We start from the raw sequence: 20,568 nt of genomic DNA, 5'->3' as shown, positions 1-20,568 counted from the left end.
TTAAAGCATAGTTTTATTTTGTCAAAAATCAAATACTGTTTATACCGTCATTTTTTAATATTTTAAAAATCTCAGTTTCTCTTTTGAATATAATGCGACTATACTATTGATGTACAAAGCTTTTACTCACTTCTCCCATCAACGTCTGATTCGACACTTTTTTGATGGAATCCACCCTGCTTTGTTGTAAAAACAATCATAGAAAACATTTTAAATATTCAATAGGTTTTAATTCCTCATGTTACAGTTTACATTCTTAGGGACATCCTCTGGTGTGCCCACATTAACACGCAATGTGTCAGGTTTAGCGATTCATTATTGCAAAAGCAAAGACTGGATATTGGTTGATGCAGGCGAAGGTACACAGCATCGTATTCAACAAGCAAAACTCTCTTTACAACATTTAAAAGCCATTTGCATTACGCATGTACACGGCGATCATTGTTATGGCTTGATGGGTTTACTGGCAAGTGCTGGTATGAATGCACGCAAAGATCCGATCACGCTGATTGCACCCAAAGAAATTCAGCAATGGTTTGAAGTAACCTGTCAATTCACTGAACTTTTCCTGCCTTATCCAATACATTTTATCGATGTAAATACTTTGACGAATCCCTTTCAATTGGATGAGCATATTTCCATTGACGTTCATCACTTACACCACCGTGTGACAAGTTATGCTTATGGTTTTAAAGCGACACAAACTCAGCGCAAACTCAATGTTGACGTTTTAAATCAACTCAAAATTCCAAAAGGTAAACTATGGGGTGATCTACAACAAGGTCAAAATATTGAGTGGAATGGGCAGTCCGTCTTAAGTCAAGATGTTCTCATTCAAAACACTCAAAGTGTTTATGCCATTGTCGGTGGAGATAACGATCAGCCAGAATTACTATCGAACGCTTGTCAGGATGCAGCACTGCTGATTCATGAAACAACCTATACTCAATCGATATTAGACAAAGTAGGCGCAGGCCCAATGCACAGTTCTGCGAAAATGGTCGCTGAGTTTGCCGAATCGATTCAACTACCTAATTTAATTGCAACGCATCTCAGTGCCCGTTACCACGATGCACAAGGTGTGCAAACCATTAGTGATGAAATTGCCCAGTACTATCATGGCAATTTTTATATTGCTAATGATTTTGATCAGTATGAATTAAATATGCACGGCGGATTAACACAGCTTCGTACTGGGAAACCTTGGGAAAAGTAATTGTCCCAACTTCAATTTAACGCTATGCAATATTGTTGAATCATAGATGATCGTTTTATCGTGTGGCGACATGGATATCGCCCATTGTGTGTAGGAATGTGGGGGTACAGGATCTATCCCTCGCCCAACATGAGCAAAACAAAGCTCAGCTTTGTTTGCAGCGCAAGGTTTGGCCTCATCTTCAAAAGGTGTGGCAGTGTAAGCTTTTTATATTCAAATAGTTTATTCCGCCATGCAATTAATTTAATTAAAAATATGAATTAAAAAAAACATCTTTTTGTGTCTGAGTTTTTTAATAGGTTGACTGTACCCCAACTAACTTTGCTTTTAGCTGGATTTAGTGTCCTTTTTTATTTGCACACCATTAGGCTCATTGATTTTTTATTTTAAAAATAGAAATAAAGATAAAAATCTATAAATAAAGATATTTTATTTCATACCTTTTAAATTTAAAAACACATAACCACTGAGCTTTTAAAATTTTTAAACTCATAAAATCAGCCACTTAAAAATAAAATTTCATTCCAAAACAAAACTTGGCACACTCTCTGCAATATCTATCTCAAGAAATTAAAAAATCACTTGAGGATGCTGTCATGGCGAACAAGACAATTTTTGCCTCTAAACAACAGGCAAAACCAAAAACCATTGAATACAACGAAGCTGGTGGTCGCGCATATAAATTAAAATCTCGTGCCGCATTAGCGCAGCTTGCTGCAACAGGTACACTGAATCAGACCTTTTATCAAAATGCACAAGTGCAACTTGATAATATTCTAAACCTAGCGCTTGAAGTAGAGCCTGAATTTGTGGCTAAAACTGCAATTTATGCACGCCAAAAGGCACATATGAAAGATACACCTGTAGTGTTATTGGCTTTACTTTCTGAACTTGATGCAGAATTATTTAAGCAAGTTTTTCCTTTGATTATTGATAATGGAAAACAGTTGAGAAATTTTGTTCAAATCATGCGCTCTGGAATGATTGGTCGTAAGTCATTAGGTTCATTACCGAAACGTATGGTCAATGAATGGATTCTTTCAGCATCCGATCAACAATTGATTGCGGCCAATATTGGAAACAGCCCTTCACTTGCCGATGTGTTAAAAATGACTCATCCAAAACCAAAGACAGTTCAACACGATGCTTTTTTTGCCTATGTCCTAGGAAAAGAATACCAACTTATCCAACTACCGACTCAAGTGCAAGCATTGGAAGAGTTTCGATTGGGAACAGCAACACAAGTACCTAAAGTGCCGATGCAGCTTCTAACCAATTTAAATTTGAATGCGAAACAATGGGCCGAAATTGCAAAAAATGGTTCTTGGCAAATGCTACGTATGAACTTAAATACCTTCTTACGCCATGATGTTTTTAAAATCAAAGGAATGACAAAAATCATTGCCGATAAATTGATGGATGAGCAAGCCATAGCCAAAAGTCGAGTATTTCCATATCAATTGATGATGGCTTGGTCAGCACTTGCAGAGGATATGCCACATGAAATTGCCAATGCGCTAAAGTTTGCTATGCAGCGTGCCATCGCCAATGTACCGAAACTTGAAGGAAATGTGGTGATTGCGATTGATGTTTCCGGTTCGATGTCAAGTTCTGTGACAGGTTATCGTCAGGGTGCAACCTCTCTGTTACGTTGCGTAGATGCTGCTGCATTATTTGCTAGTGCATTTAAATATGTAAATCCAAATATTCGTTTGATGCCGTTTGATACTGAAGTTCGTCAATTATCCAATTTCAGCAAAGTACAGGAATATTTAAAACGAAAAAATTTTGGAAAACAGCAAAATTCAGAAATTGATATTTTTGCTTTGGCTAAAAAATTTGCCAGCATGTGTGGTGGTGGAACTGATTGCTCTAAGCCTTTGGAACTGTTAGTGAAAGAAAATGCCAAAGTCGATATGGTAATTTACTTCTCTGATAATGAATCATGGGCAGATCAAGTTCCAAGATCACACCGAAAAACTGGGATGATGCATTATTGGAAACAGCTAAAACAGCATAACCCTGATGCAAAACTGGTGTGTGTTGATCTGCAACCCTATACCACTACGCAAATGCCTGAACATAGCGATGTGATGAATGTCGGTGGATTTTCCGATACGGTATTTCAACTGATTGAAAGTTTTGCCAAAAATGAAATGCATGCAGATCATTGGGTAAACGAAATTGAAAAAATAGATATTACACAAACTCAGCTTTATGCAAGCTGAATGTATAAACAAATTTGATCGAGTCTCTTCAAGTGTTTACATTTAACAATGTCCACACTTGATAAGACTGGGTTAGATAAAAAGCACAAATGCCATAGGAACTACATTTCAAGATTATGCTGTTTCTATATTTAATTGTTGTGCTAAGTAAGAAATTGCCAAATGCAGATAGAACTACATTACTTTGAATAATTGATGTTTTATCGACACCTTTGTTGGCAAAATACATCGCATAAAATGCGTTAAGGACTACATCTTTAATGCGTAGGTCGGTGGTTCAAATCCACCCTTTTCACGCTTTTCCAAGTTTGAAAAGTAGCTCAGTTGGATAGAGCAACGAAACGTCTTTAACATTTTGTTTATGCGAAGCAGTAAAAGAATCAAATGCTTCAAGGACTACATCTTAAAATTGACGTCATCGGTGGTTCGAATCCACCCCATCATTTCGATGATGGTCGCCAAGTGGTAAGGCACGAACGTCTTTGAAAAACTTGTTGATTCACTTGTAGGGCAGTATATGAAAATATATTGGGGCATCAGTCCATCAAATACGCATAGGACTACATTAGAATTCACAGATCAGAGGTTAGATTCCTCTGCTGTATATACATACAGTCGCTTAAAGCAAAAGCGGTGAATTGTTTGTCTTATAATCAAATTTGTTGATGGGTTTGTGACCTATGTTTAAACGATCAAATGCCTGTTGGATTACATCGCGATCTCACGCACAGTATTTAGGGTACTGCACATATCCAACACCAACTTTTTTGATTTTGTATAAGCAATAATGAAAATAGATCAAATGCTTTGAGGACTACATTACGCGTTTGTCGGTGCTTCGATACCACCCTGTATGACAAAATACAGTAGCTCAGTTGGTAGAGCCACGACTGTCTTCAGCCTTTTGTTGATGTACTCTCATTATAATAAATAGATTTACACGATAAGCAGTCACGAATATAGATTGGATTTCATGGTAACGCCTTAGTGCAGGGGTTAGGCCCTTCTAACGTGTTACTCACAAAATCTGATCTTAATGTTTGTGAATGCTTTTCTTTTTAAACTCATCATGTTTAAAAGCGATGCTTGTGAATCAACAAAAAATTTGCTAGCTTGGAGTCTCAACTTAAAACCAAAGACAGGTGTCAGTCTGTAAAACGCAAATCATGTCTATACAAGTTATTGTTGACGATAACAATCTTGATCTTGCTTTAGAGAAACTAAGAGTCAAAAAGTACTATTTAGAAACTAACCACTGGTATAAGAAGTGCCAGAACTATCATGAAAAACCGCCAAGTAAAAGTCGTAAAAAAAGTGAACTGAAACTTTTACATGGGCATAGTCAAATCCTAGAAGATGATCCTCTCGCACTGAGGTTAAAAATCCATATCGAAGAAAATTATCAACCAACTGATGATAATACGGTATGGGATATGAACAAAAATTAAGATTCACAAATTTCATCAAACTCAGCTTGGGAAAAGAAATTCTCCCAAGCTAGATTTCATACTATAATCTGTAACATGATAAATATCCTGAATAATAACAATGCGTACTTGGTTTGCTTTCCTCTTATTTCCTTTAGTAATTTTTGTATTCTTATTTTTCTTCTACGTCATTTTTTTGCTTTCACTCACTTTGGGTTGCGGTTTCCAGCAAGAAAATATCCCAACCTGCTCAAAAATTTATTATTTTTCAATTATATCAATTTTTCCAATAGCTATTTGGCTCGGCTATTTTACAACTAAATTTGCACCACATTGTGGAAGATATTTCCTTAGTAGTATTTATAGCCTAATATTTTCAATCACTCTATTTGCATATTTACAAGGCTCTAAAATAAGCCTCATCTTTTCAATTGGTTTTAGCCTCCTTTTCTTATTATGTTTAGGCATTGGTTGTTTTATATTTTATTTAAAATATAAAAATAGATAAATTACTATCTAAAATAATATTTAAATTTGAATATTTTTTTAAAACGTACATTTAAAATAAAATGTAAATCTATCTATTTATTAAAAATCAATATCTTATAAAATAAAAATCAATTAAAAGACAAAGTTGGCACACTCTCTGCAATATACAAAGCATACATCATGAGATGTATATAAATATCACCTGCCTGCAACCGCTTGGCAGGCAGGTTTTGAAAAGGATCAAAGCAATGACGATGTTAGTCACAGAACAAATCGAAAAACAAACTTCCTTAGCACAGGAACGTACTTATAACGTAATTCAGGATGCTAAAGGTGTTCCTATAAAAATGTGGACCAAAGGTGTCCCTGTTGATGAGAAATCGAAAGACCAATTATTAAAAACAGCACAAATGCCTTTTATTTATAAATGGATGGCAGTAATGCCAGATGTACATGTAGGAATCGGAGCAACAATTGGAAGTGTAATTCCAACCAAAGGTGCAATCATCCCTGCTGCGGTCGGTGTAGATATTGGCTGTGGAATGATGGCTGCACGTACTTCGCTAAGCGCATCAGATTTACCAGATAACTTATACGCTCTGCGTACCGAACTTGAACGTTTAATTCCGCATGGTATGACCAAAGGTCGTGGTCGTCGTGACCAAGGTTCATGGGATACACCTACTGCACGTGTTGATCAGGCTTGGGCTGAGTTGGTGACTGATTTTGAATATATCTGTGCCAAGCATCCCCGTTTGAAAAATACCAACAACCATAAACAGTTGGGTACTTTGGGAACAGGAAACCATTTTGTTGAAGTCTGTTTAGATGAGCATCAACAAGTATGGATTATGTTGCACTCAGGTTCTCGTGGTGTTGGAAATGCGATTGGTAACCACTTTATTGAGCTTGCACGTAAAGATATGCAAAAGCACTTTATTAATCTGCCTGATAAAGATTTAGCTTATTTAGTGGAAGGGACTGAACACTTTGATGATTATTTGTTTGCAGTGGGTTGGGCACAACGATTTGCCATGAAAAACCGTGAGTTAATGATGGAAGCTGCGGTTCAGGCTTTACGAATCATCATCAACAAACCATTTAATGCCAAAGTTGAAGCCGTTAATTGCCACCATAATTATGTGGATAAAGAAGAACACTTTGGTCAAGAAGTGCTGGTAACACGTAAAGGTGCTGTACGTGCCCGTTTGGGTGAGTATGGAATTATTCCAGGTTCAATGGGTGCCAAGTCATTTATTGTCAAAGGTAGGGGAAATCAGGAGTCTTTCTGTTCATGTTCGCATGGGGCTGGTCGTGTACATAGCCGTACTGCTGCAAAAAAGTTGTTTACTGTGGAAGATCAGATTGAACAAACCAAAGGTGTTGAATGCCGTAAGGATGCCGCTGTAATTGATGAAATCCCTTCTGCCTATAAGCCTATTGAAGATGTGATGAAAGCACAAAGCGATTTGGTGGAAGTGGTTTATACCTTAAGTCAGGTTGTTTGTGTAAAGGGTTAGTTGATGCATAAATTAGGGAGATTAAATCACTCATTTATTTCTATTGAATTAAAAATGTTTGATCATGGCTGGGCTGCTTTAATTTTCAAATATGATCAACTAGAAATCTCAATAGATTTATCAGATGTTTATGATCCGTTTCAAGATTTGGTGAATTGGGGGTGGAATATTCAACAAAATATTCTGCCAGCCTCTATTGAGATAGATGAAGAAGGTCATGTTGTTAAAATTGTTGCAGAAAACTCGATTATAGAGGATCAATTAATTATTCGATTTATTGCAAAGTCTTTTGTGCATACTCTTAAATTGAATAAGTATTTTTTTCTGAACACTTTGAAACAAGAAATACAACGTTTTTTTGAAAATGATTTTAATCAACATGAATGGCATGAAATTTACCCAGTACGTAATCTACCATTTTTCTGTATTAACGACTGGGTACTTAATCACACTTGGATTAATCAAAATGAGTAATACCAATGTATCGCTCTAAACAAGTCAAGATCAGTCATTACGATCTTTTGGCTAATCAAGCAATCCATCTTGAATTACCACAAGAGCCATACATTGTTGTGCTAGCAATACACAACAACAATGTAACCAATGATTGGCGCAATCAATGCAGTGATTGGATTGTAAAATCTAAACAATGCTATTGGGCTTTAGCTTGGGGCCATGAATGTTCAATTTGGGATGATGCATTGGATTATTCTTATTTAGAATTTTGTAATTATGATCTACCTGAAGACGATGATTATAATTTCATGACCACTTGGCATGAAAATCAAACTTTAGAAGACGTTATAGAATTTGCCGAATCAATCCCAGTTGATACACTACCCCAGCAAACTTTATATGAAATCGTTGTGTTAAATATTTATTGACTATTAAAAGCGATAAGGAAAATAAAATGAAACTTGCAGAAGCACTCTTATTACGAAGCGATCAACAAAAGAAACTCGCTTCATTAAAACAACGTATCAATGCGAACGTATTAGTACAAGACGGTGATGAGCCATCCGAGGATCCAAATGAGTTATTAAAGCAAGTATTTGCATTAACTCAAGAATCTCAAAAACTTGTTTATGCCATTCATCAAACCAATGCTTTGGCAAAATTAACGGATGGTCGTTCATTATTGGCTTTACTTACTCAACGTGATGAGCTTGTAGAGCGCCATAAAATTTTAACCTCAGCCATCAGCAACACACAACGTGAGCCTGACCGCTATAGTACACGTGAAATCAAATGGCATAAGGTCATTCCAGTATCATCCTTGCAAAAACAATCCGATGATATCAGTGCCAAATTACGCGACTTGAATGTATTGATACAAGCCACCAATTGGCAAGTTGATTTACTTGACGTTTAAAGCCATCATTTAAAAGCTTTGATAGGGCTTACCCTATCAGATCTCGAAATATATTGGGCGAGTACAAGATCTAAGGCTGTATAGATTGAAATAAAAGTCAGCATCATTTTTGGGTAATGACAGCGAAGCGGATTTAGAGCGGAAACGCATCAATCAAATCCATCACCTTTCATCACTTAAACCTTTGTGAATCAGAGTGACTATTTACACAGCATTACCACGTACTGACAATATATTTTACCTTTTCTCAAGTGATTCGTCATTTGAGAAAACCCGAACATACTGGGCGAGTGCAAGATCCCCCACCTCCACAACACAGGATTGAAAATAAGGTGTAGTGGCTTGATGAGCGAGCGGGTTAGCTTAAAACTTTAAGCACAAATCAACCCATCACTACGTACAAGGCAAACCTTTGTGAAAGCAAAGTTACAATGCACTGAGCATCACCATGCACTGACAGTATGTTCACCCCTTTTAGGAATTTTTAATGAATTACCCTTGTTCTTGTTGTCATCATTACACGAGAGATCAACCTTCGGGTAATTTTGACTTTGAGATTTGTCCAGTTTGTTTTTGGGAAGATGATCCTGTACAAAATATTCATCCAAATTCAAAAAGTGGTGCAAATGCAATCTCATTAGCAGAGGCACAAGATAATTATCAACAATATGGTGTAAGTGAATTACGGTTTTTAAAACATGTTCGAAAACCGAATGATTTAGAAAGAAATGATGAAGAACAAAATGAACACATTAGTAAAAAATAAAGCTATCCAAATTGATGGCTCACTAGGCGAAGGTGGAGGGCAAATTTTAAGAACTGCCCTTTCACTGTCTATGTTAACGGGTATTCCATTTGAGCTTGTGAATATCCGTGCAGGCCGTAAAAAGCCGGGCTTAATGCGACAGCATTTAGTCTGTGTACAAGCATCTCAACGCATTAGCAATGCCATTGTGGAAGGTGCTGAACTACATTCACAAAAATTATATTTCCAGCCCCAACAAGTTCAGGCGGGTAAATATGATTTTCATATTGGTTCAGCCGGTAGCACAGTATTGGTTTTACAAACACTACTGCCTGCACTGATGATGCAAAATGAAATCAGTCAAATCAGTATCCACGGCGGAACACATAATCCAATGGCACCGACTGCAGATTTCATAGAGTCTTGCTTTCTACCTGCTATTCATAAACTTGGAATAAAAGTCGACTTTGAATGCGAACGTGCTGGTTTCTTTCCAATTGGTGCGGGTCAAATCAATATTACAACTTATCCTTGGATAGATAAGCTTGAATATTCAGTATTAAATAAAGGCAAATTACTGGAAATACATGGCTATGCAGCTGCCTTAAATATTCAACAGAATATTGCTGATCGTGAACTGGAAGTATTACATAACAAATTGAGCTTAAGCCAACGTAACAGACTAAACTTTCAAGGGATTAGCCAAGGGAATACAGCTTTTGTGGTGTTAAATTACGAACACCATCAACAAGTATTTTCTGTGTTAGGTGAAATGAAGAAAAGTGCAGAAAAAGTAGCGCATGATTTAGCCAAAGAAGTTAAATCCTTTTTAGCTTGCGATGCTGTGGCTGACGAATATCTAGCAGACCAACTTTTATTACCTTTAGCTTTAGGTAAAGGTGGTGAGTTTACTGCTCAAGTTGTCAGTGAACACACCACAACACAAGCTGAAATGATTCAAAAATTCTTAGATTGTGAAATTCACTTTGAAGCAATCAATGATATTTTTAAGGTGAGTGTCATCACATAAGCTTCAGCTATGCTAAATCCAGTTTACAAGCTCATCAATTGCTTATCTTTATGTGCCAATTCATTTTAAATTTCATACTTATTGGCACATTATGTAAATAAATGACCCAACTATTCATTATATAATCAACGCCTTAAATAAGTATGATTTTTAAAGTAGAAAATACCCACTTAAGGAATAAGGGAAATGATGAGAGTTTTATTGGGGACAGCATGTATCGCATTTTTAACATCGACAGCTTTTGCGGAAGATATCGTGGGAACCTGGCGTTATATCGATGACAAAACTGGTGAAGCAAAGGGACTGGTTAAAATTGAAAAACAAAGTAACGGTACCTATGCGGGTACAGCATTAAAAGCAACACCACGCCCAGGCTACACCCCAAAAGAATTTTGCACCAATTGCCCTGCACCTTATACCAACAAGCCAATTATTGGCTTACAGGTAATCTCTGGGCTAAAGACAGATGATCATGTGAGTTATACTGATGGGAAAATTATTGACCCAGTTTCAGGTAAAATCTATCGATTAAAAGGTAAAGTCAGCCCAAATGGCAAGAAACTATTTCTCCGTGGATATTTAGGTATTTCAGCGGTAGGTCGTAGCCAAACATGGTTACGTGTCGAGTAATAGCATAATTTAATTCATAATAGACATGACAGTTTTATCTCAATCAAACTGTCATTTCTAAACATCTATTTTGAATGATTTTTAAATCAGTTATTCACAGCAAGTTGATATAAAAAATCTAAATGTGTGGCTGCATCACCTTTATCTAAATTGAGATCACTGGCACGCCCACCCAATCTCAGTGCAGGAAGATAACAATACATTTGATTATCAGATAATTTATCATATTGAGTTTGTGCCTTTGCTAAGGCTGATTTTTCTAAAAATTGCTCAATGATCTCATCACCACAAATCCAGTCATTAAAAAAATCTGTTAATGACCAAGCTGTTACCCCAATATCCGAGTTGTGCGGGTCGATAAAGGATACATCCTCATCGCCATCTTCGCTTAATAAACGATAATAAAACACCAAACCAAATGCTGAAATAGCAATGGGTAACCGAGTCATATCAGGTTGATCTTTCATTAACCATGACCAAAGCACATCTTGATAAAGCTCAGGGTTAATGATCTGTAACAAACCGTTACCATAGAAGCCAAAACCATGATTTTGCCAAAGCTCTAAGAGCGCTTCAGGTAAATACGCTTGATATTTTTTTACAGTTTCAGGGCTTACTGTGTTTCCCGCCTGATCTACTGAAAATTTATTAATAAATGTTTGTAATTGCATAGCTATCCCCTAGGCCCTGCTTATACTTTCCATTCAAATCCACTAAACGCATCATCTTCTTTTAATGTATTTTCTACAGCATTTGCCAATTGCTTAATCATGCTCTGGGTTGCAATCTTCTTAAACCACGCTTGTTCTTCATCAGCATGGGCTGAAATTTCACAAGTTAATAAGCCCTGATCATTTAAATGACAATTAACTCCCAAACCAATTGGATGATTTTCTACGCTGACAGCAAGGTCTTCATCGGAGTGTGTTGTTTCCGCTTTAAAGCCATATTGAGACAGTTGTTTTAACAACAAAGTCGTCACGTATTCCTGAGTGACATAACATACATTTTCACCATGATTGTGACTGTTACTATGATTCTCACAGTTTGCTGTAAATTGTAATGTTCTCATTGCTTCATCCAAAAGGCTTTATAGTTGTATGGTTTTAGAATAAGCAATATAAACAAAACAGCCAAGCATTTGCTTGGCTGTTTTTAATTAATTATACAAATATTAGACAAGGACTGATTTATTCGCTGACTTGAATCTGAAACCCCGCCTGATTAGTGAGTTCAGTAAATGTTGGGAAACTTGTTGCTACAGTTTCAGTACCGATAATCTTAATCTCGCCAGAGTTACGTAAACCCGCCATCGAAAAACTCATTGCAATACGATGGTCATGGTGCGATTCAATTTCACCGCCAGAAAAAATAGCAGACCAGTCGCCCGATTTACCTTTTCCTTCAATGATGATGCCATCATCAGTTGGCGTACAATCAATCCCCATGGTTTTTAAACCATCTGCCATCACTTGAATACGATCAGACTCTTTAACCCGTAATTCAGCAGCTCCTGTCAACACCGTTTGCCCTTCAGCACATGCAGCAGCAATAAACAAAGATGGAAACTCATCAATTGCCAACGGTACTTGATCTTCTGGCATATGAATGCCTTTCAATGTACGGGTACCACGGATACGGATATCAGCAATCGGCTCACCGCCTGCAATTCGTTCATTTTCAACAGTTAAGTCTGCACCCATTTGCTTAAGGATTTCGATTACACCTGTACGAGTTGGATTAATCCCAACAGCTTCAAGGGTAATATCTGAACCTTCAGTAATGGCAGCACCCACCATAAAGAATGCAGCAGAAGAAATATCAGAAGGTACTTGAATCTCTGTCCCAACCAACTTACCACCACCGTGTAGTGAAATACGATTACCTTCCGTTTCCACAGCATAACCAAAAGCACGTAACATACGCTCAGTATGGTCACGGGTTGGTTCAGGTTCAGTCACAGAGGTTTCACCCTCTGCCCATAAACCTGCCAATAAAATCCCAGATTTGACTTGCGCAGATGCCATTGGCAAATCGTAGTGAATGCCTTTCAATGCTTGAGCGCCAGTGATTGAAACAGGCGGAGTACCACGTTCACCCGTGGTTTGAATTTGCGCACCCATTTCACGTAAAGGTTTTGCAATACGCTCCATTGGACGCTTAGACAAAGACGCATCACCCGTCATCACAGAGTCAAACTGTTGTGCTGAAAGCATGCCTGAAAGCAAACGCATCGACGTACCAGAGTTACCCATGTACAGTGCCGTTTTTGGCGCTTTTAAACCATGAATACCCACACCATGAATGGTCACTTCACCATTTTTAGGGCCTTCAATACTGACCCCCATATCGCGAAATGCTTGAAGTGTTGCTAAGGCATCTTCACCTTCAAGGAAACCTGTAACGTGGGTTGTACCTTCAGCGATTGCACCAAACATGATGGAACGATGTGACACTGACTTGTCACCCGGCACGGTAAATTTACCTTTAAATGTCTTCTCACCCGGCAAAATGGTAAATTGTTGTGTCACCTTATTTTTCTCCATCAAAGGTTTATTGGCGAGCATATGATTGAAATGCTGTCGTGCCGCTTGTGCATGTCCTAGCAATCCCATCAGGGCTTGTGAATTCTCATCTTCAATCAGTTGACGTAATGTCGCAAGTTGCGTTTCAAAACCATCAACTGCTTTCAATATGGCTGTTTTATTGGCAAAAAATATATCATGCCACATCTGCGGATCACTGGCAGCAATACGTGAGAAGTCACGAAAACCTCCAGCGGCATAACGAAAAATATCTAAGTTATCTTCACGATTTGCAAGCTGTTCGACCAGATTAAATGCCATCAGATGCGGTAAATGACTGGTATGTGCCAACACTTCATCATGTTTATCCACATCCATACAAATGACTTCTGCTTTTGCAGCCTGCCAAAGCTGAATCAGTTTTTCAACTGCCCAATCAGCACTGCTCGGCAACGGCGTTAGAATCACTTTATGATTCACAAACAAGTCAACTTTACCAGCATGGACACCTGTATGTTCTGCACCAGCAATTGGATGACCAGGCACAAAACCTACAGGAAGATTTTCACCATAGACAGCATGTGCTGCTGCCACCACATTCCCTTTGGTACTTCCGACATCGGTAATAATGGCGTTTTCAGAAACATAAGCTTGAATCGTTTCAAGCACTTTCTGTGTCGCGCGAACGGGCAAAGCCAGAACGATTAAATCTGCATCTTTTACAGCTTCGACAGGATCACTAAAACCCGCAGAAATAATTCCTAAAGCTTTGGCATCTTCCAGCGTTTTTTTTGAGCGTGTTGACGCAACAACATTTTCAGCAAGATGTTCGGCTGCAATCACACGGGCTAGACTTGAACCAATCAGTCCAAGTCCAATAAAAGCAACTTTTTTAAATAAAGGTTGTGACATAACGATTTTGAACTACCTATTTCACAACGACATCAAAGCACAGCAATCGGATATGAACCCAGTACACGTACTTCTTTAACCAGTGGGCGAATATCTTCAATCGCCGCTTTAACATTGTCCTGTTCCACATGACCTTCAAGATCAATGAAGAATACATACGCCCATTTTTCAGGTAATGCAGGACGCGTTTCAATACTGGTCAAACTAATATTGTGTTTTGCAAATGGTGCAAGAATTTCCAATAAAGCCCCTGCACGGTCATGTGCTGAAATCAGTAATGAGGTTTTATCATTACCACTTTGTGGTACCTTTTCACGACCAATGACCAAGAATCGTGTCGTATTTTCAGGATTATCTTCAATATTGCCGTGGAGAACTTCTAAGTCGTAAATACTTGCAGCCACATCAGATGCAATTGCTGCTGAATGCCATTCATTGCGAATACGGCGAGCAGCCTCTGCATTTGAGCTTAAAGCTACACGTTCTACACCCGGATAATGTGCATCCAACCACTTACGACATTGCGCAAGTGTTTGTTGATGTGCATAAATTTGTTTAATACTGTCTTTACGAGTATTTGAAGAAATCAGGAATTGGTGATGAATACGCAATTCAACTTCACCAATCACATTTAAATGCGATGCTTTAAAACAATCTAAAGTATGGTTGACCACACCTTCAGATGAGTTCTCGACTGGAACTAAACCATAATGTGCACTACCCGCTTCAACCTCACGGAACACTTCATCGATCGTTGGTAATGGGCGAACCACAGCATCCTGACCAAAATGTTTTAATACAGCAGAATGAGTATAAGTGCCGACTGGACCTAAAAATGCAATACTTTGTGGTGCTTCAAGTGCCAAACATGCAGACATAATTTCACGGAATAAACGTGCCATGGTTTGATCTGACAATGGCCCCTCATTGCGCTCCATAACTTGACGTAAAACCTGTGCTTCACGTTCAGGACGATAAAATAACGGATTCTCTTCTGCTGCAAATTTTGCTTTAGCAACTGATTCCGCCAGTTTTGCCCGGCGATTGATAAGTTGTTGGATTTGCTGATCTACAGAGTCAATATCTTCACGGATTTGAGCAAGATCTAGAGAAGTCGTTTTTTGATCATCGTTGATCATTGTTATGTCGCCCTTTAAAGTCGAGAATTACGAGAAGTCTATGTTTTAGACCACTGACAGTATAACAATAGTTCAGTTTAATTTGTTGGGCAATAGTGCATTTTTCAATGTTTCACTTTCAACTTATATATTGAATAAAATGTCATCACTTTATAACTTTTCTGACCACAAAATGAATTACAAAGCAGCTATAGAATTTTAAGCATTGCGCTCTATGATAAAAAGCATAAGCGCATTTCGAGACATAGAATATGAATAAAAAAATCGCTGTTCTCATTACCCATGATTTCGAAGATGCGGAATATCATCATCCCGTTGAAGCTTTTCGAGCTGCAAGCCATTCTGTGCGCAATATTGAAAAGTCTGCGGGGAATATTGTTTATAGTAAACAAAGAAAATCCTCGGTCAGTATAGATTTAGGCATTGATGAAATCTCTGTTCGGGATTTTGATGCGCTAATGATTCCTGGTGGATATTCCCCTTATCATCTTAAAGAAGATGAACGATTTATTGATTTTTTACGTAATTTTGCCAACGCACAAAAACCTATTTTTTTATGTTGTTACAGTAGCCATTTGCTTATCGATGCACAAATTGCAATTGGACGGCGCTTAACTTCGATTGAAGATATCCTCAAAGAACTTAAAGACGCTGGCGCTGTGGTTTTTGATCGCGAAGTGGTAAACGACAACAATTTATATATTTCTTCACGCTCGACTTTTGAACTGCCTATCTTTATTAATGAATGTTTAAATGTATTAAGTGCTTAATCCCTGAACCTTGATAATAAAAAACCTTCTTTAAATAAAGAAGGTTTTTTATTTGAATACTTTATCGTTGCTATTTATTTATGCATTATCGACCAATGATGCCACGTGCCACGATCTCTTTCATGATTTCATTTGTTCCACCATAAATACGTTGAATACGTGCATCTACAAAGAAACGAGAAATTGGATATTCCGTCATATAGCCATAACCACCAAACAGTTGTAGCAAGCTGTCGATGATTTTCATCTGCATATCCGTACTAAAACTTTTTAAAGCTGCTGCTGTTTCAACATCCAATTTACTTTGTTTATACAAAGCTAGATTTTGGTTATAGAATGCTGCTGTTGCCAACTCATCAATTTTTGCTTGAGCCAAAACAAAACGAGTATTTTGGAAGCTGCCAATTTTCTGACCAAACGCTTGACGTTCCTGTACATACTGAGTAGTGATATCGATTGCACCACGAATTGCACCAAGTGCCGTTGCTGCAATTGCAGTACGTTCACGAGGTAACTCTTGCATCAAATAGGCAAAACCTTGCCCTGCACTACCTAACAATTGATTTGCTGGAACTTTAACATTATCAAAGAACAGTTCTGAGGTATCTTGAGAATGCAAACCAATTTTATCGAGGTTGGTGCCCTTTTTAAATCCATCTAGATGTGTATCAACCAATAAAAGTGACACACCTTTTGCACGCGCTTGTGGGTCAGTTTTTGCTGCCAATACCACTAAATCTGCATGTTGACCATTTGAAATAAATGTTTTAGAACCATTCAAAACATAATGATCACCATTTAAAATCGCACTACTACGCATGCCCTGTAGGTCTGAACCTGCACCCGGTTCCGTCATCCCAATTGCGCCCACCACTTCACCTGACACCATTTTAGGTAACCAGTATTGTTTTTGTTCTTCGTTGGCAATATGCAAAATATAAGGCGCTGCAATTTCTGAATGGCATGAAATCGCGGTAGACAATGCACCATAGCCTGCACGTGCAGACTCTTCAACCAACATCAATGAATATTCAGTTGGAACGCCGTAACCACCATACACTTCAGGTACATCAACACAAAGATAGCCATTTTCACCCAATAATGACCATACTGAACGTGGCATTAAACCTTCTTTTTCCCATTGCTCATAAAATGGAGCAACGTGTTCACTCATAAAACGTTTAAAGTTATCACGAAAAAGTTCTAAATCTGCATCATATGCCAACATGTCTTGTATTCCTTTCAATCTGAGTTTTTGATTTTATGATCCCTAGCATGCTAATCATTTTTTGCAGACTTGTCATGACCACATGAGGTCATTTTTTCTGAGCATTTTTGCGAATAAAGAAAAGACTTTTCTATAAAAAAAGAGTAATCAGCTTTCACCAATTACTCTTTAGGTTGTAAATGTTCAATTAAAACTTAGAATTTATCATCTTTAAACATCGGTAAAGAGGAATTTAGCTTCGTGATCTCACTCATCAATTTATTCACAACGGATGGAATTAAGGCATCTGCCATTTGTGCAGCTTGTAAACCTAACTTCTCGCCAAGTGTTGGCTTACGACGTGTTTGAATCACATATACGTCATGTTGTGGCAATAAGCTCAGCAAATATTCATCTGAAGTTTGCAATTTATCCACTAAATTTAAATTGCGCGCATCTTCACCATACCAGTGTTCACCTGTTGCAACTTTTTCGACATTGAGTTGCGGGCGATATTTTTCAACAAAATGCTTAAATAGTTGATGCGTTTGTTGTAACTCTTCTTCAAATTTTGCTTTACCTTCTGGGGTGTTTTCACCAAACATCGTCACAGTACGCTTAAACTGACCTGCGGTATATAGCTCAAAATCAACATGATGTTCTTTTAACAGTCGATTAAAATTAGGGACTTGGGCAACAACACCAATCGAACCGACCACAGCAAATGGTGCAGAGACGATTTCACTTGCGATACATGCCATCATATAACCGCCACTCGCAGCCACTTTATCCACACAAATCGTCAGATTAAAGCCTGCATCACGTAAACGAACCAATTGTGCAGCTGCAAGACCATAACCATGCACCATACCACCAGGGCTTTCTAAACGAACAATGACACGATCACGGCCTGCTTTTGCTGTCGCAAGAATTAATGTAATTTCTTCTCTTAAGTTTTCTACAGCTGAAGCCTGTACATCTCCTTTAAAATCTAAGACATAGATTTTTTGATTATTTTTTTTACGTACACGAGCTTCTTTTACAAACTGTTGAGTCAGTTGAAACAATTCCAATTTCGATGCAGTAGATTGAGCAATTCTTTTTCTTTGCTCATTTATTCGGGCATTTAAATGACTGATACGAATTTCTGCGGGTACTTTGGGTAAATGAAATAACATAGAATTTATAATCTCTAATATCTAAGGAAATGCTTTTCTAATAAGATGCGGACGGATCAGCTAAATTTCAATACACTTTTTGAAAAATTCGACAAAGCTCAGTCCACTTAGTCTTTATGCATGATAAAAAGCTTTGTCTACACACTTTTAACAAACAACAATAATTAAATTTTAGTTATACAATACATAGCTTTTTTTTATAGTTAAAAACGAATGAAAATTCGAGTAAAGATACGCGTTTTGAATAAATTAAGATTTTATTAATAGTTTTTACATCTAAGTTAAGCCTTGCTGATTTCAGCATATTCAGTGACTTTACCTCGAAAATAACGCAAATGCCACTTAGTAGAACTTTTGCTGGCTTTTCTTATGACAAATTCACATAAAAAAACATAGACATGTTTATATCAAACAGATAATACAAATAAACATATATCACACATTTTTAAAATTTATAATAGGTTATTTACCAACTCTTTTTATCTAAATAACATATTTGTTATTTTGATTAAACTATTTAAAATCAACACGTTAAAAAGAATAATTACATTTTGTAAATTTATGAACATTTATGTGTCATTTTTTTAAAAAATGTTTAATTTTATCAACATCAAGGATAAGGATTGAGTATGGATATCTCCTCACACGATGAACACCTACCCCCTAAAAAACAAAAGTTTTATCAAATCCTCTATGTTCAGGTTATTTTTGCCATTGTACTTGGTATCCTTCTTGGACACTTTTGGCCAGATATTGGTGCAAGTTTAAAACCATTAGGTGATGCATTTATTAAACTGGTCAAAATGATTATTGCGCCTGTTATTTTCTTGACGGTTGTCACTGGAATATCAGGCATGAAACATATGGGAACTGTAGGACGAGTAACGGGTAAAGCAATGCTTTATTTCCTCACCTTCTCTACACTCGCATTAATCGTCGGGATGATTGTTGCCAATATTATTAAACCAGGACAAGGTTTAAATATTGACCCTACATCATTGAAATCAGAGAAAGTTGTTGAGTATGCTGAGAAAGCACATGACGCTTCTATTGTCGACTTCTTACTGAATATTCTTCCAACAACCATCGTTAGTCCATTAACAAGTGGCGACATTCTACAAGTTCTATTTGTTGCCGTATTATTTGGTTTATCCTTGGCTGCGGTAGGCGAAAAAGGTCAACCGATTGTAGACTTCTTAAACAATCTTACAGCACCCGTATTTCATTTAGTTGGAATGCTGATGAAATTTGCTCCGATTGGTGCTTTTGGTGCAATGGCATTTACAATTGGTAAGTATGGTATTGAAAGTATTGGAAATCTTTTACTTTTAATTATGACATTCTATATCACTGCTTTACTCTTTATTCTGGTTATTTTGGGTGCAGTGGCGCGCTATAATGGATTTAGAATTACAGATCTGATTCGCTATATCAAAGATGAATTATGGTTAGTTTTAGGGACCAGTTCATCTGAAGCCGCACTTCCATCATTGATGCGTAAAATGGAAAAAGCAGGCTGCGAAAAATCTGTAGTTGGCTTGGTTATTCCTACTGGTTATTCATTTAACCTCGATGGTACCAACATCTATATGACGATGGCGGCGCTCTTTATTGCACAAGCATGTAATATCGATTTGAGTATTCAAGACCAAATCTTATTATTGCTCGTTGCAATGCTGAGCTCTAAAGGTGCTGCTGGTGTTACAGGTGCTGGATTTATTACCTTAGCTGCAACATTATCTGTTGTTCCAGCAGTTCCTGTTGCAGGTATGGCTTTAATTCTAGGTATTGACCGCTTTATGTCTGAGTGTCGTGCACTGACCAATTTAGTCGGTAATGCGTGTGCGACGATTGTTGTGGCACGTTGGGACAATGCTTTAGACAAAGACAAACTGGCTACTGCATTCGCTCATCCGAGTAAAGCGCACTATGATGCTAAAGCAGTTGAACAACATCGTGAAGATCCAATGGATTAAAACATCCTATAAGCAATATTTGTAATAAGAAGGAGCTTTTGAGCTCCTTTTTTATATAAAGCAACTATGAATAGATCAGAAAATTAGAAATAACAATCAACAGCTATTTACATATAAAATGAAGAACTAACTGAAAAATATGTTTAATACACAAAGCTTAAAATGGTGTGTTTCTTAAAAAGCATTTGTCTAATGTTCCGCGAT

18 protein-coding genes are annotated in these 20,568 nt (G+C 37.4%); 12 read left to right on the top strand and 6 right to left on the bottom strand.

Annotation, left to right across the window (positions count from 1 at the left end):
* Window positions 1-238: 238 nt before the first annotated feature.
* The 10 genes from FHR28_RS07070 to FHR28_RS07020 all read left to right on the top strand — a co-directional run bounded on the left by FHR28_RS07070 (window position 239) and on the right by FHR28_RS07020 (window position 10,657).
* Window positions 239-1,216 (top strand): ribonuclease Z, encoded by a 978-nt coding sequence (locus tag FHR28_RS07070; RefSeq protein WP_166782254.1) that lies wholly within the window; start codon window positions 239-241, stop codon window positions 1,214-1,216.
* 596 nt (window positions 1,217-1,812) lie between these two features.
* A complete protein-coding gene (locus FHR28_RS07065; protein ID WP_166782253.1) occupies window positions 1,813-3,444 on the top strand; it encodes a TROVE domain-containing protein in 1,632 nt (543 codons plus the stop codon).
* Between the two features lie 1,166 nt (window positions 3,445-4,610).
* On the top strand, window positions 4,611-4,892 hold the full coding sequence (locus tag FHR28_RS07060) for a hypothetical protein (RefSeq protein ID WP_166782252.1): 282 nt from the start codon (window positions 4,611-4,613) through the stop codon (window positions 4,890-4,892).
* A gap of 722 nt (window positions 4,893-5,614) precedes the next feature.
* Window positions 5,615-6,880 (top strand): RtcB family protein, encoded by a 1,266-nt coding sequence (locus FHR28_RS07050; RefSeq protein ID WP_166782784.1) that lies wholly within the window; start codon window positions 5,615-5,617, stop codon window positions 6,878-6,880.
* Between the two features lie 3 nt (window positions 6,881-6,883).
* A complete protein-coding gene (locus FHR28_RS07045; RefSeq protein ID WP_105713765.1) occupies window positions 6,884-7,354 on the top strand; it encodes a hypothetical protein in 471 nt (156 codons plus the stop codon).
* 5 nt (window positions 7,355-7,359) lie between these two features.
* Window positions 7,360-7,764 carry a DUF7684 family protein gene (locus tag FHR28_RS07040; RefSeq protein WP_166781686.1) on the top strand — a complete coding sequence of 135 codons (405 nt, stop codon included), beginning with the start codon at window positions 7,360-7,362 and terminating at the stop codon, window positions 7,762-7,764.
* A gap of 26 nt (window positions 7,765-7,790) precedes the next feature.
* The gene (locus FHR28_RS07035) at window positions 7,791-8,252 is read left to right on the top strand and encodes a DIP1984 family protein (protein ID WP_004822548.1); all 462 of its coding nucleotides are present in this window, start codon (window positions 7,791-7,793) and stop codon (window positions 8,250-8,252) included.
* 487 nt (window positions 8,253-8,739) lie between these two features.
* On the top strand, window positions 8,740-9,018 hold the full coding sequence (locus tag FHR28_RS07030; RefSeq protein ID WP_051671060.1) for a CPCC family cysteine-rich protein: 279 nt from the start codon (window positions 8,740-8,742) through the stop codon (window positions 9,016-9,018).
* Complete coding sequence (gene rtcA, locus FHR28_RS07025; protein WP_166782250.1) at window positions 8,996-10,027, top strand: RNA 3'-terminal phosphate cyclase; 1,032 nt, start codon at window positions 8,996-8,998, stop codon at window positions 10,025-10,027. Before FHR28_RS07030 ends, rtcA begins: the two co-directional genes overlap by 23 nt.
* A gap of 186 nt (window positions 10,028-10,213) precedes the next feature.
* Window positions 10,214-10,657, top strand: coding sequence for a DUF2147 domain-containing protein (locus FHR28_RS07020; RefSeq protein WP_105713769.1), 444 nt, complete (start codon window positions 10,214-10,216; stop codon window positions 10,655-10,657).
* Between the two features lie 86 nt (window positions 10,658-10,743).
* Here the strand turns inward: FHR28_RS07020 and FHR28_RS07015 are convergent, their stop codons facing one another.
* From FHR28_RS07015 to pheA, 4 genes are all read right to left on the bottom strand, one after another.
* Window positions 10,744-11,328, bottom strand: coding sequence for a GAD-like domain-containing protein (locus FHR28_RS07015; RefSeq protein ID WP_151957227.1), 585 nt, complete (start codon window positions 11,326-11,328; stop codon window positions 10,744-10,746).
* Between the two features lie 20 nt (window positions 11,329-11,348).
* A complete protein-coding gene (locus tag FHR28_RS07010; protein ID WP_004719243.1) occupies window positions 11,349-11,729 on the bottom strand; it encodes a hypothetical protein in 381 nt (126 codons plus the stop codon).
* Between the two features lie 118 nt (window positions 11,730-11,847).
* Window positions 11,848-14,094, bottom strand: coding sequence for a bifunctional prephenate dehydrogenase/3-phosphoshikimate 1-carboxyvinyltransferase (locus tag FHR28_RS07005; protein WP_166782249.1), 2,247 nt, complete (start codon window positions 14,092-14,094; stop codon window positions 11,848-11,850).
* 32 nt (window positions 14,095-14,126) lie between these two features.
* Complete coding sequence (gene pheA / locus FHR28_RS07000) at window positions 14,127-15,233, bottom strand: prephenate dehydratase (RefSeq protein ID WP_004719240.1); 1,107 nt, start codon at window positions 15,231-15,233, stop codon at window positions 14,127-14,129.
* Window positions 15,234-15,484: 251 nt separating this feature from the next.
* On the opposite strand from pheA, the gene FHR28_RS06995 reads away from it, so the two are divergent.
* Window positions 15,485-16,003, top strand: a complete 519-nt coding sequence (locus tag FHR28_RS06995; RefSeq protein WP_004719237.1) for a DJ-1/PfpI/YhbO family deglycase/protease — start codon at window positions 15,485-15,487, stop codon at window positions 16,001-16,003.
* A gap of 85 nt (window positions 16,004-16,088) precedes the next feature.
* On the opposite strand, the gene FHR28_RS06990 is transcribed toward FHR28_RS06995, so the two are convergent.
* Both FHR28_RS06990 and sohB read right to left on the bottom strand, forming a co-directional pair.
* The gene (locus FHR28_RS06990; protein WP_154129397.1) at window positions 16,089-17,231 is read right to left on the bottom strand and encodes an acyl-CoA dehydrogenase family protein; all 1,143 of its coding nucleotides are present in this window, start codon (window positions 17,229-17,231) and stop codon (window positions 16,089-16,091) included.
* Between the two features lie 194 nt (window positions 17,232-17,425).
* Window positions 17,426-18,388, bottom strand: coding sequence for a protease SohB (gene sohB, locus FHR28_RS06985; RefSeq protein ID WP_004822565.1), 963 nt, complete (start codon window positions 18,386-18,388; stop codon window positions 17,426-17,428).
* Between the two features lie 629 nt (window positions 18,389-19,017).
* Here sohB and FHR28_RS06980 point away from each other — a divergent pair.
* Entirely contained in the window at window positions 19,018-20,364 is a 1,347-nt protein-coding gene (locus FHR28_RS06980; RefSeq protein ID WP_056512019.1) for a dicarboxylate/amino acid:cation symporter, read from the top strand.
* Window positions 20,365-20,568 lie beyond the last annotated feature (204 nt).

The sequence above is a fragment of the Acinetobacter sp. BIGb0196 genome, from assembly GCF_011759595.1.
Lineage (GTDB): Bacteria > Pseudomonadota > Gammaproteobacteria > Pseudomonadales > Moraxellaceae > Acinetobacter > Acinetobacter guillouiae.
Note: the sequence above shows the minus strand (reverse complement) of the source record. Positions and strands in the feature narration are given on the sequence as shown.

Coding starts and splice junctions, on each gene's coding strand:
- FHR28_RS07070 (WP_166782254.1), top strand. CDS start 239: ATGTTACAGTTTACATTCTTAGGGACATCCTCTGGTGTGCCCACATTA.
- FHR28_RS07065 (WP_166782253.1), top strand. CDS start 1,813: ATGGCGAACAAGACAATTTTTGCCTCTAAACAACAGGCAAAACCAAAA.
- FHR28_RS07060 (WP_166782252.1), top strand. CDS start 4,611: ATGTCTATACAAGTTATTGTTGACGATAACAATCTTGATCTTGCTTTA.
- FHR28_RS07050 (WP_166782784.1), top strand. CDS start 5,615: ATGTTAGTCACAGAACAAATCGAAAAACAAACTTCCTTAGCACAGGAA.
- FHR28_RS07045 (WP_105713765.1), top strand. CDS start 6,884: ATGCATAAATTAGGGAGATTAAATCACTCATTTATTTCTATTGAATTA.
- FHR28_RS07040 (WP_166781686.1), top strand. CDS start 7,360: ATGTATCGCTCTAAACAAGTCAAGATCAGTCATTACGATCTTTTGGCT.
- FHR28_RS07035 (WP_004822548.1), top strand. CDS start 7,791: ATGAAACTTGCAGAAGCACTCTTATTACGAAGCGATCAACAAAAGAAA.
- FHR28_RS07030 (WP_051671060.1), top strand. CDS start 8,740: ATGAATTACCCTTGTTCTTGTTGTCATCATTACACGAGAGATCAACCT.
- rtcA (WP_166782250.1), top strand. CDS start 8,996: ATGAACACATTAGTAAAAAATAAAGCTATCCAAATTGATGGCTCACTA.
- FHR28_RS07020 (WP_105713769.1), top strand. CDS start 10,214: ATGATGAGAGTTTTATTGGGGACAGCATGTATCGCATTTTTAACATCG.
- FHR28_RS07015 (WP_151957227.1), bottom strand. CDS start 11,328: ATGCAATTACAAACATTTATTAATAAATTTTCAGTAGATCAGGCGGGA.
- FHR28_RS07010 (WP_004719243.1), bottom strand. CDS start 11,729: ATGAGAACATTACAATTTACAGCAAACTGTGAGAATCATAGTAACAGT.
- FHR28_RS07005 (WP_166782249.1), bottom strand. CDS start 14,094: ATGTCACAACCTTTATTTAAAAAAGTTGCTTTTATTGGACTTGGACTG.
- pheA (WP_004719240.1), bottom strand. CDS start 15,233: ATGATCAACGATGATCAAAAAACGACTTCTCTAGATCTTGCTCAAATC.
- FHR28_RS06995 (WP_004719237.1), top strand. CDS start 15,485: ATGAATAAAAAAATCGCTGTTCTCATTACCCATGATTTCGAAGATGCG.
- FHR28_RS06990 (WP_154129397.1), bottom strand. CDS start 17,231: ATGTTGGCATATGATGCAGATTTAGAACTTTTTCGTGATAACTTTAAA.
- sohB (WP_004822565.1), bottom strand. CDS start 18,388: ATGTTATTTCATTTACCCAAAGTACCCGCAGAAATTCGTATCAGTCAT.
- FHR28_RS06980 (WP_056512019.1), top strand. CDS start 19,018: ATGGATATCTCCTCACACGATGAACACCTACCCCCTAAAAAACAAAAG.